Origin of the sequence: Microbacterium sp. Leaf351, assembly GCF_001423825.1 — a bacterium.
Classification (GTDB): Bacteria; Actinomycetota; Actinomycetes; order Actinomycetales; family Microbacteriaceae; genus Microbacterium; species Microbacterium ginsengisoli.
Window position 1 is genome coordinate 67,029 of the sequence record NZ_LMPK01000033.1, and the last position, 10,940, is coordinate 77,968.

Here is a 10,940-nt window from a genome sequence, read left to right on the forward strand (position 1 = left end):
CGCCGAAGTCGACCGCGGCCGGCTCATCGGCTACGAGGGCAACTACTCGACCTACCTCGAGAAGAAGGCCGAACGACTCGACGTGCAGGGCAAGAAGGATGCCAAGCTCGCGAAGCGCCTGGCCGAAGAGCTCGACTGGGTCCGTTCGAACGCGAAGGGCCGCCAGGCGAAGTCGAAGGCCCGTCTCGCGCGCTATGAGGAGATGGCCGCGGAGGCCGAGCGCACCCGCAAGCTCGACTTCGAGGAGATCCAGATCCCGCCGGGGCCGCGCCTCGGCAGTGTCGTGATCGAGGCGAAGAAGCTCCAGAAGGGCTTCGACGGCCGGTCGCTCATCGACGGACTGAGCTTCAGTCTCCCGCCGAACGGCATCGTCGGCGTCATCGGCCCGAACGGCGTCGGAAAGACGACGCTGTTCAAGACGATCGTCGGTCTCGAGCCGCTCGACGGAGGAGATCTGAAGATCGGCGAGACGGTCAAGATCAGCTACGTCGACCAGTCCCGTGCGGGCATCGACCCGGAGAAGACGCTCTGGGAGGTCGTCTCCGACGGACTCGACATCATCACCGTCGGCAAGACCGAGATCCCGTCGCGCGCCTACGTCTCGAAGTTCGGTTTCAAGGGGCCCGACCAGCAGAAGAAGTCCGGCGTGCTCTCCGGTGGTGAGCGCAACCGCCTGAACCTCGCGCTCACCCTCAAGCAGGGCGGCAACCTGCTGCTGCTCGACGAGCCGACGAACGACCTCGACGTCGAGACGCTGCAGTCGCTCGAGAACGCACTGCTCGAGTTCCCGGGATGCGCCGTCGTGATCACCCACGACCGGTGGTTCCTCGACCGCATCGCGACGCACATCCTCGCCTACGAGGGCACCGATGAGGACCCCGACCGGTGGTACTGGTTCGAGGGCAACTTCGAGGCCTACGAGCAGAACAAGATCGAGCGGCTCGGCGCCGATGCGGCCAACCCCCACCGCTCCACCTACCGCAAGCTGACGCGTGACTGACGAGCCGTCCGGGGCCGCGCATAGGCGCGTCCACATCCCCATCCATCTGCGATGGGGAGACCTCGACGCGTACAACCACGTCAACAACACGGCGATGCTCAAGCTCCTCGAGGAGGCGCGCGTGCGTGCCTTCTGGCTGCCCGGAGACGGGGAAGATGCCCCACCCACCGCGGTGCTGCCGGCATCCGTCGAGGACGGCGGACCGATGACGCTCATCGCGCGGCAGGAGATCGAGTACCTGCTGCCCGTGCCCTACCAGCGCAACCCGCTGGACGTGCAGCTGTGGTTCGGCACGGTCGGCGGATCGAGCGTCGAGGTCTGCTACGAGGTGTTCAGCCCCGCGACGGGCGGCGAGCAGAAGCTGTACGCGAAGTCATCCGCGGTGATCGTGCTCGTCGACCCGGTGAGCGGGCGACCCGTGCGCCTGCCCGAGACCCTTCGTGCCGCGTGGGAGCCGTACGCGGGCCCTTCGATCAGCTACGCGCACCGTCGCTGACGGGAAGTCGCACCATGACCTCCTGCGCCGTCGAGGCGAGCAGGTCGCCGTCGCGGGTGTAGATGCGGCCGGTCGCCAGCCCCCGCCCGCCGCGGGCGTTCGGCGACTCCTGCGCGTAGAGCACCCAATCGTCGACGCGTCCGTCACGATGCCACCACATGGCGTGGTCGAGGCTCGCGACCTTCATCCCCGGCGTGGCCCACGCGATGCCGTGCGCACGCAGGATCGACTCCTGGATGCTCAGGTCGCTGAGGTACGCGAGCGCAGCCCGATGCAGCAGCGGATCGTCGCCGATCGGCCGCCGCAGTCGCGCCCACACCGCCTGGTGCGGCACGTGCGCACCGTCGACCCGCATGTAGACGGGCCCCTCGACGTAGCGCAGTTCGATGGGACGATCGGTCAGACGCAGCCCGCTGAACGACGTCACGCGCGTGAGCGCTGTCTCCTGGTCACCGAGCTCCTCGGGGGACGGCACGTCCCAGTCGAAGGATGCCGCGTGCTCCAGCCCGTCGTCCGGCACCTGGAACGACGCGATCATCGACAGGATCGGGGCGCCGCCCTGGTACGCCTGGGTGCGGCGGGTCGAGAACGACCGGCCGTCGTGGATGCGGTCGACGGAGAGCGTGATGTCCTGCGACGCGTCTCCGGGCCGGAGGAAGTAGCCGTGCATCGAGTGGATGACACGGTCGTCCCCGACCGTGCGGGAGGCGGCGAGCATCGACTGCGCGAGCACCTGCCCGCCGAAGATGCGACCACTCGGCATGAAGTGCGACGACGCCGTGAAGATGTCCTCTGTCGTGCGCGCGCCCGTGTCGGTGAGGTCGAATACCCCCAGCAGCCCCGCCACCGGGTCCTCACGCCACCGTGCGATCGCTTCGCTCTCGGACATGCCGCTCCTCCCGAGGCCTCCGCGGGCCGCTTGGTAGTTTAGAGCGGATGTCTCCCCGCCTCGTCTTCCCGGACGCCCATGCCGCGGCGGACGCCCTCACCTTCGCGCGTCGCGCGGCGACCCTCGACACCGACGCGGCCGTGCGTCTGCAGGCTGCCGGGGGACACCTCGTGATGTCGACGGCGGTGCTGGCACCGCGCACCCTGCTCGACGCGGCCCCGACGGTGCTGGCCCTGCGCATCCTCCCGGTGGACGCCGAGTTGGAGTGTGACCTGGTGGTCGAGGCGACCGGGCTCGCCGCGGCATCCGTCGACACCGAGGTCTCACTGCCCGCGTCCGCCGTGCGCGCCGCGTGGGCGGGCATCGCGCCGCCCCAGGGCGGGTGGGAGCGGGTCGCATCCGTGTCTGCGTCAACGGTCGCGCGCATCGCCCAGGGCGGGATGACCGCCGTCGCCGAGGCGCTGCCCCACAACCCGGGGGAGGACGTCGTACGCTCGACCCGCGCGACGATCTGGTCGGTCGGCGACGCCGAACTCGACGGGATGCCGCGGGGCGTCGCGTTCGCGGCCTTCGCTCTCGGTTTCATCGGGGGCGACGAACAGGCGGTGGTGTTCCAGGCAGACGGGTGGCGCCGGGTGAGCCTGGCGCGCGGACACGTGCTGCTGCGGGTTCCGCGGCGGCCGTCGATGACCGCCGTGCGCCGCACCGGTAGCTGACGGCTCGTCACACCGCGCGGGATGCCGCCCGCCCCGCGGCACGACCCGAGAAGAGGCATCCACCCACGAACGTGCCCTCGAGCGCACGGTACCCGTGCACACCGCCGCCGCCGAACCCCGCAGCTTCACCCGCGGCGTAGAGGCCCGGGATCGGCGTCCCGTCCGCGCCCAGGGCGCGCGAGTCGAGATCGGTCTCGATGCCACCGAGGGACTTGCGGGTGAGCACGTGCAGCTTCACGGCGATGAGCGGACCCGACCGGGGATCGAGGATCGGGTGCGGCGTGGCGGTGCGGATGAGCCGGTCGCCGCGGAACGACCGCGCAGAGCGCAGCATCGCGACCTGCGCGTCCTTCGTGAACGGGTTCGCCAGCTCGCGGTCGCGCGCGATGACCTCCGCGCGTGCGGCCTCGGCATCCAGCGCGTCGCCGCCGGGCAGGGCCCGCATGCCGGCCAGCAGGTCGTCGAGGGTGTCGCGCACCACGAAGTCGGCGCCGTGGTCGAGGAAGGCCTGCACGGGTGCGGCGGCGCCCTTGCCGAGACGCGACCGCACGAGCAGCCCGATGTCCTTGCCGGTCAGATCGGGGTTCTGCTCGCTCCCCGAGAGCGTGAATTCCTTCTCGATGATCTTCTGGGAGAGCACGAACCAGGAGTGATCGTGGCCGGTCGTGCGCAGGTGAGCGAGCGTGCCGAGCGTGTCGAAGCCCGGGAAGAGCGGCGTGGGGAGCCGGTGACCGGTCGCGTCGAGCCAGATCGACGAGGGACCGGGCAGGATGCGGATGCCGTGGCCCGGCCAGATCGGGTTCCAGTTCTGGATGCCCTCCACGTAGTGCCACATGCGGTCGCGGTTGATGAGGCGCGCCCCCGCGGCTCCGGCCGTGTCGATCATCCGTCCGTCGACGTAGGCGGGCACGCCCGTCACCATCGTCGACGGCGGCGTACCGAGCCGGTCGGGCCACATGCGACGCACCGCGTCGTGATTGCCGCCGATGCCGCCGGACGACACGATCGTCGCCGTCGCCCGCACCTCGAACGCGCCCGCGACCTCGCGGGTCGAGGCGACGCCGCGCGCGGCATCCGAATCGGTGAGGATGTCGCCCCGCGCGCCGACCACCGCACCCGACTCGGTGATCAGCTCGGCGACGCGGTGGCGGGGAAGGATCGTCACCAGGCCGTCCGCCTCGGCGGCGAGCACCGCGCGCTCGAACGGGGCGACGATGCCGGGTCCCGTGCCCCACGTGATGTGGAAGCGGGGCACGGAATTGCCCGGGCCGAGCGCCGTGTAGCCGCCCCGCTCCGCCCAGCCGACCACGGGGAAGATGCGCACGCCGAGATCGTGCAGCCACGCGCGCTTCTCGCCCGCGGCGAAGTCGAGGTAGGCCTCCGCCCATCGTCGAGGCCACGCGTCGTCGTCGCGGTCGAAGCCTGCCGTCGCGAACCAGTCCTGGCGGGCGAGCTCGAGGCTGTCTCGGATGCCCAGCCGTCGCTGTTCGGGCGAGTCGACGAGGAACAGGCCCCCGAACGACCACCACGCCTGTCCGCCGAGGTTCGTGCGCGGCTCCTGGTCGACGATCACGACCCGCTTGCCGCGTCGCACCGCTTCGGCGGTCGCGACGAGTCCCGCGAGCCCCCATCCGATCACGAGGACATCGGTAGAGGGGGTCACGGGTGCGGTCATCACGACTCCTTCGTCGGTGCTCCGGGGGTGGGCTCGAACGTGTTCACCATCGCGAACGCGGCCCGTTGGAGATAGTCCCACAGTGTGGCCTCGAGCAGGGGCGGCAGGTCGAGATCGTCGACGCCGTCGCGCATGTGGGCCAGCCACCGGTCGCGGGCGTCCGCGTTCACGTGGAACGGCATATGCCGCATCCGCAGGCGGGGGTGCCCGCGCTGTTCGCTGTAGGTCGACGGTCCGCCCCAATACTGCTCGAGGAACAGCAGCAGACGCTCCTTGGCGGGCTCCAGATCCTCTTCGGGGTACATCGGCCGCAGCACGTCGTCTTCGGCGACGCCGCGGTAGAACGTGTCGACGAGCCGGGCGAAGGCCGGGCGTCCGCCCATCTGCTCGAACAGGGACGGGGCGTCGGGGGAGGGCTCGCTCATGGTGTCTCGTCCTTCTCGCCCGTGCTCTCGTCCTTCGGAGCGGGGCGCGTGCGCGGCTTCTTCTCGACGGGGCGCCGCGTTGCAGCATCCGTCGGGGACGGCTTCGTGATCGGACCCTTCGGCTCCGGTGCCTCATCGGATGCCTCGGCGGCCGTGCGCTTCGCTTTCCAGACCGGTCGCTCGACCACCGGATTCGGCCGGGTACGGGGCGGGTTGGCGCCGCGTACGCGACCGGCGCCTTCGAGCCCCGACAGCATGATCGAGTTCAGCTGCGGGAGTCTGATGCCCATCTCGTCGACCGCGCGCTTGAGGCGCATCCGCAGCTCGCGCGCGACGTCGTCTTTCGCGTTCGACCGCGTCTTCATGACGAGCCGGATGACGAGTGCGTCGCCGGTGATCGACTCGAGACCCCAGATCTCCGGCTGCTCGATAATGCGGGTGCGCCATTTCGGGTCTTTCGCGAGCGCGCGGGCCGCCTCGAGCATGTGCTTCTCGACCTCCGCGACGTCGGCGTCGACAGGGACGGCCAGGTCGATGATCACGCGAGACCAGCCCTGCGACATGTTGCCGATGCGCGTGATCTCGCCGTTGCGCACGTACCAGAGAGTGCCGTTCACGTCACGCACGTGGGTGATGCGCACGCTCACGTACTCGACGACTCCGGTCGCCAGCCCGAGGTCGACGACGTCGCCGATGCCCACCTGATCCTCGGCGACCAGGAAGATGCCGTTGAGCACATCCTTGACGATGTTCTGCGCGCCGAAACCGAGGCCCGCACCGAGTGCCGCGGTCAGCAGGGTGAGCGACCCGAGGGCCGTCGGCGCGAGGATGTTGACGATCAACAGCGCCGCGATGATCACGACCGTGACGTTCACGATGTTCGACAGGATCGACCCGAGCGTGCGCGTGCGCTGCACAAGCCTCACGGCCGCGAGCGGCGACCGGTCGAGCGCCTGTGTGTCGTCGACGTGCGCCTTCTCCTTCGCGCCGTTGACGATGCGCGTGACGATGCGGCGGATCAGCCGTCGCAGCACCCACACCACCACGATCGAGACGACCACGACGATGACGACGGCGAGCAGGTTCCAGCCCGCGGCGATCAGCCAGGTCACGATGGCGGTGCCCAGCCCCGCCCAGTCGATGCCGCCTTCAGCGGCCGGAGTGTCGGCGAGATTCCACATCAGGTCCAGCCTAACGACGGATGCCCCGGCCGCACCTGGGTGGGCCGGGGCATCCGTCTGTCAGATCACTCCGCGTCGCGTTCCTGCACGCGCAGCGCCCGCTCGACACCCGCGAGGTTCTCGTTCACGAGGCGGCGCAGCGCCGCGGGCGCGTCGGCGTTCGCCGTGAGCCAGGCCTGCGTCGCGTCGCGCAGCGCGGCGTTCGCGAGCGGCGCCGGGTAGAGGCCCGCGATGAGGTACTCGGCGATCTTGTAGGTGCGCGAGCCCCAGATCGGCAGCAGGTTCTCGAAGTAGGGCGCGACGAACGCGTCGAGCAGGTCGCGACCCGCCGGGTGCACGAAGCCGAGCGCGGCGGAGCGCACGATCGTGTTCGGAAGGTCGGCCTTGCCGACGAGCGAGTCCCACGCGAGCTGCTTCGACGCCGCGTCGGGCAGTGCCGCCTTGGCCTGTGCGGCGAGCTCGGCACCCTTTGCGGTGTTGTCCGCGGCGAGTGCGTCGTCGATGTCGGCCGCGGTGACCAGCCCACCCGCGGCGAGCGAGACGAGGAGGGCCCACGAGAGGTCCGCATCGATCTCGAGGCCGTCGAGCGCGATCACGCCGTCGCGCAGCGCCCGCACGGTCTCGTGCTGGGTGCGGGTGGCCGCGGCGGAGGCGAACGCGGTGGTGAACTGCAGCTGGCTGTCGCTGCCGGCGGCAGCGCCCTGCGCGAGCTCCCACAGCGTGTCGGCGACCCGCACGCGGGTGGCCTCACGGGTCGCGGGGGCGACGTACGCGGTCGCCGCGAGCAGCAGCTGCGCCAGCGTCGTGCGGATCGTGGTCGACTCCGTCTCGGTGCCGATGTTGCCGAGCACGAGGTCGACGTAGTCGGATGCCGCGGCCTCCGCGTCGCGCGTCTGGTCCCAGGCCGCGCCCCACACGAGGGAGCGGGCGAGCGGGTCGCTGATGTCGGCGAGGTGGGCGATCGCGGTCTTCAGCGAGCGCTCGTCGAGGCGGATCTTCGCGTAGGCGAGGTCCTCGTCGTTGAGCAGCACGAGGTCGGGGCGCGCGAGACCGGCGAGCTCCGGCACCTCGGTGAGATCGCCGTCCACGTCGAGCTCGACGTGGTGCACGCGCACGAGGGCGCCGCCCTGGTGCTGGTAGAAGCCCACACCCAGACGGTGGGGGCGGATGGTCGGGTAGTCGGCGGGGGCGGTCTGCGCGATCGCGAAGCGGGTGATCACTCCCGACTCGTCCTCCTCGATGACGGGACTGAGGGTGTTCACGCCCGCGGTCTCCAGCCACTTCTTCGACCATTCGGTCAGCTCGCGGCCGCTGGTGGCCTCGAGCTCGACCAGCAGGTCGCGCAGCTCCGTGTTCGACCACTGGTGCTTCCGGAAGTACGCGCCGACGCCCGCGAAGAACGCATCGATACCGACCCAGGCGGCGAGCTGCTTGAGCACCGAGCCGCCCTTGGCGTACGTGATCCCGTCGAAGTTGACCTGCACGTCCTCGAGGTCGGTGATCTCGGCGAACACGGGGTGGGTCGAGGGCAGCTGGTCCTGACGGTAGGCCCAGGTCTTCTCCATGGCGTTGAACGTGGTCCAGGCCTCGGTCCATTCGGTGGCCTCGGCGGTCGCGATCGTCGAGGCCCACTCGGCGAACGACTCGTTCAGCCAGAGGTCGTTCCACCACTTCATCGTCACGAGGTCGCCGAACCACATGTGGGCGAGCTCGTGCAGGATCGTGACGACGCGACGCTCCTTGATGGCATCGGTCACCTTGGAGCGGAAGACGTAGGTCTCGGTGAACGTCACCGCGCCCGCGTTCTCCATCGCGCCCGCGTTGAACTCCGGCACGAACAGCTGGTCGTACTTCGCGAACGGGTAGGGGACGCCGAACTTCTCCTCGTAGTACGCGAAGCCCTGACGGGTCTTCTCGAAGACGTAGTCGGCGTCGAGGAATCCCCACAGGCTCTTACGGGCGTACACGCCGAGCGGGATGACGCGGCCGGAGGCGCTCGTCAGCTCGGAGAACGTCGACTCGTACGGTCCCGCGATGAGCGCCGTGATGTAGGAGGAGATGCGCGGGGTCGGCTCGAACGTCCAGGTGGCGGCGTCGCCGTCGACGACCGGCTCGGGGGTGGGGGAGTTCGAGATGACCTTCCACGCCGCCGGCGCGGTGACGGTGAACTGGAACGTCGCCTTGAGGTCGGGCTGCTCGAACGCCGCGAACACGCGGCGCGAGTCGGGCACCTCGAACTGGGAGTACAGGTACACCTCGCCGTCGACGGGGTCGACGAAGCGATGCAGTCCCTCGCCGGTGTTGGTGTAGAGCGCGTCGGCATCGACGACGAGGGTGTTCTCGGCCTCGAGCCCGTCGAGCTGGATGCGCGAGTCAGCGAACACGGCCGCGGCGTCGAGCGCGCGTCCGTTGAGGGTGACCGAGTGCACCGTGCGGGCGATGAGGTCGATGAAGGTGGATGCCCCGGCCGTGGCCGTGAACGTGACGGTCGTCGTCGAGCGGAACACCTCCGGCCCGGTGGTCAGGTCGAGCACGACCGCGTAGGCGGTGGTGTCGACGATTGCGCGGCGCTCCTGCGCTTCGATGCGGGTGAGGTTCTCTCCAGGCACGTCGGTTCTCCCGTGGGTCGAGGGGGACGTCGCTCCTGACGCGGGTGGCGCCGGCGACAACCCCTCCACCCTACGCCGCGGCACTGACGCGGACCGAGCGATGACCGGGATGGCGGTGCGAGGATGGACGCGTGAGCATCACCTCCGACGAGACATCCGTGCCCTTCGCCTCCGCCGCCGCCGGCGGCGGCGCCGCCCACATCGAGGAGCCGGTGGCCTACGACGGGATCCTGCTCGCGGGGTTCGGCGGGCCCGAGGGCCAGGACGACGTCATTCCGTTCCTGCGCAACGTCACGCGCGGACGCGGCATCCCCGACGAGAGGCTGGAAGAGGTCGCTCATCACTACCGGCACTTCGATGGCATCAGTCCGATCAATGCGCAGAACCGCGCGTTGAAGGCGGCGCTCGAGGCGGAGCTCGCCGCGCGCGGCATCCGCCTGCCGGTCTACTGGGGCAACCGCAACTGGACGCCCTATCTCGATGAGGCTGTCACCGCTGCCGCCGAGGCCGGCCACACGACGCTCATCGCGGTGGCGACGAGCGCATACAGCTCGTTCTCGAGCTGCCGTCAGTACCGCGAGGACTTCGCGCGCGTGCTCACCGAGACCGGCCTCGCGGGCACTGTGACGATCGACAAGGTGCGCCAGTTCTTCGACCACCCCGGCTTCGTCGCACCGTTCGTCGATGGGGTGCGGGAGGCGATCGCGGGCTTCCTCGCCGACGGGGTTGCCCCCGAGAAGATCCGGGTGCTCTTCTCGACCCACTCCGTGCCGACCGCGGATGCCGAGCGTTCGGGTCCGCGCGACGTCGACTTCGGCGAGGGTGGCGCGTACGCGGCGCAGCATCGCGCGGTGGCCGAGGTCGTCATGGCAGATGTCGCGCACGCGATCCCGTCGGCACAGGCCGTCAGGTGGGAGCTCGTCTTCCAGTCGCGTTCCGGACCGCCCACCCAGCCGTGGCTCGAGCCCGACGTGTGCGATGTGATCGAGTCGCTGCCCGCGCAGGGAGTGGAGGCCGTCGCGATCGTGCCGCTCGGCTTCGTGAGCGACCACATGGAGGTCAAGTGGGACCTCGACACCGAGGCTCTGGATGCCGCGGCCGAGGCGGGCCTGCGTGCGGTCCGCACCCGCACGCCCGGTGTCGATCCGGCCTATGTCGCGGGTCTCGTCGACCTGGTGGTCGAGCGCCTCGAGGGCACCGTGGCCGCCGACCGGCCGCACCGCACCGATCTCGGTCCGTGGTTCGACGTGTGCCGCCCCGCGTGCTGTGAGAACGTCCGCGCCGGATTCAAGCCCGCCGCCGCGGGCATCGCTCCCTAGGATCGTCCTCATGCGCATCCACATCGCGACCGACCACGCCGGCCTCGACTTCTCCGTCCAGCTTCAGCAGCACCTCCGCGACTCCGGTCACGACGTCGTCGACCACGGGCCGATCAGCTACGACCCCGTCGACGACTACCCGGCGTTCTGCATCCGTGCGGCGCAGGCGGTCGTGCGCGATCAGGCGGCGGGCGTCGACACGCTCGGCATCGTGTTCGGCGGGTCCGGCAACGGCGAGCAGATCGCCGCGAACAAGGTGGACGGCATCCGTGCCGCCCTCGTGTGGAACACCGCGACGGCCGAGCTGGCGCGCGAGCACAACGATGCGAACGTGATCTCGATCGGTGCACGTCAGCACACCTACGACGAGGTCGTCTCGCTCATCGACACGTTCATCGCGACGCCGTTCTCGGGCGAGGAGCGCCACGTGCGCCGCATCGCGCAGATCGCCGACTTCGAGCGCGACGGGTCGCTGCTGCCCGATCCCCGCGCGGGCCAGGGCGTCGCCGACGTCGTTGCCGACGCGTCGAGCTCGTTCGATCCGGAAGCGGGCTGATCGGCCGATGCCCGAAGGACACTCCGTCCATCGCATCGCCCGTCAGTTCGCGGTGAACGTGGTCGGCCGGCGGG

The 10,940-nt window shown here is 70.1% G+C and carries 10 protein-coding genes; 5 read left to right on the forward strand and 5 right to left on the reverse strand.

The genetic code is table 11. From position 1 onward, the window contains the following. On the forward strand, positions 1-1,000 hold a 1,000-nt coding region (locus ASG00_RS17830; protein WP_235559457.1), incomplete at its 5' end, for an ATP-binding cassette domain-containing protein. Next, positions 993-1,496, forward strand: coding sequence for an acyl-CoA thioesterase (locus tag ASG00_RS08645; RefSeq protein ID WP_056208612.1), 504 nt, complete (start codon positions 993-995; stop codon positions 1,494-1,496). The genes ASG00_RS17830 and ASG00_RS08645, both read left to right, overlap by 8 nt. Here the strand turns inward: ASG00_RS08645 and ASG00_RS08650 are convergent. Beyond that, positions 1,474-2,385 carry an acyl-CoA thioesterase gene (locus ASG00_RS08650; protein WP_056208615.1) on the reverse strand — a complete coding sequence of 304 codons (912 nt, stop codon included), beginning with the start codon at positions 2,383-2,385 and terminating at the stop codon, positions 1,474-1,476. The genes ASG00_RS08645 and ASG00_RS08650 overlap by 23 nt on opposite strands. Positions 2,386-2,432: 47 nt before the next feature. Between ASG00_RS08650 and ASG00_RS08655 the strand changes: the two genes are divergently transcribed. Next, complete coding sequence (locus ASG00_RS08655) at positions 2,433-3,101, forward strand: hypothetical protein (protein ID WP_056208617.1); 669 nt, start codon at positions 2,433-2,435, stop codon at positions 3,099-3,101. A 7-nt stretch (positions 3,102-3,108) separates the two neighbouring features. Here the strand turns inward: ASG00_RS08655 and ASG00_RS08660 are convergent, their stop codons facing one another. From ASG00_RS08660 to pepN, 4 genes are all read right to left on the reverse strand, one after another. Further along, complete coding sequence (locus ASG00_RS08660; RefSeq protein ID WP_056208620.1) at positions 3,109-4,776, reverse strand: FAD-binding dehydrogenase; 1,668 nt, start codon at positions 4,774-4,776, stop codon at positions 3,109-3,111. Beyond that, positions 4,776-5,201 carry a globin gene (locus ASG00_RS08665; protein ID WP_056208622.1) on the reverse strand — a complete coding sequence of 142 codons (426 nt, stop codon included), beginning with the start codon at positions 5,199-5,201 and terminating at the stop codon, positions 4,776-4,778. Before ASG00_RS08665 ends, ASG00_RS08660 begins: the two co-directional genes overlap by 1 nt. Further along, the gene (locus ASG00_RS08670) at positions 5,198-6,382 is read right to left on the reverse strand and encodes a mechanosensitive ion channel family protein (RefSeq protein ID WP_082483173.1); all 1,185 of its coding nucleotides are present in this window, start codon (positions 6,380-6,382) and stop codon (positions 5,198-5,200) included. Before ASG00_RS08670 ends, ASG00_RS08665 begins: the two co-directional genes overlap by 4 nt. A 65-nt stretch (positions 6,383-6,447) precedes the next feature. Continuing rightward, on the reverse strand, positions 6,448-8,991 hold the full coding sequence (gene pepN, locus ASG00_RS08675) for an aminopeptidase N (RefSeq protein WP_056208627.1): 2,544 nt from the start codon (positions 8,989-8,991) through the stop codon (positions 6,448-6,450). A gap of 137 nt (positions 8,992-9,128) precedes the next feature. Between pepN and ASG00_RS08680 the strand changes: the two genes are divergently transcribed. Both ASG00_RS08680 and ASG00_RS08685 read left to right on the forward strand, forming a co-directional pair. Then, a complete protein-coding gene (locus tag ASG00_RS08680) occupies positions 9,129-10,310 on the forward strand; it encodes a ferrochelatase (protein WP_156454699.1) in 1,182 nt (393 codons plus the stop codon). Positions 10,311-10,320: 10 nt separating this feature from the next. Then, positions 10,321-10,866 (forward strand): ribose-5-phosphate isomerase, encoded by a 546-nt coding sequence (locus ASG00_RS08685; protein WP_056208635.1) that lies wholly within the window; start codon positions 10,321-10,323, stop codon positions 10,864-10,866. Positions 10,867-10,940: the final 74 nt, after the last annotated feature.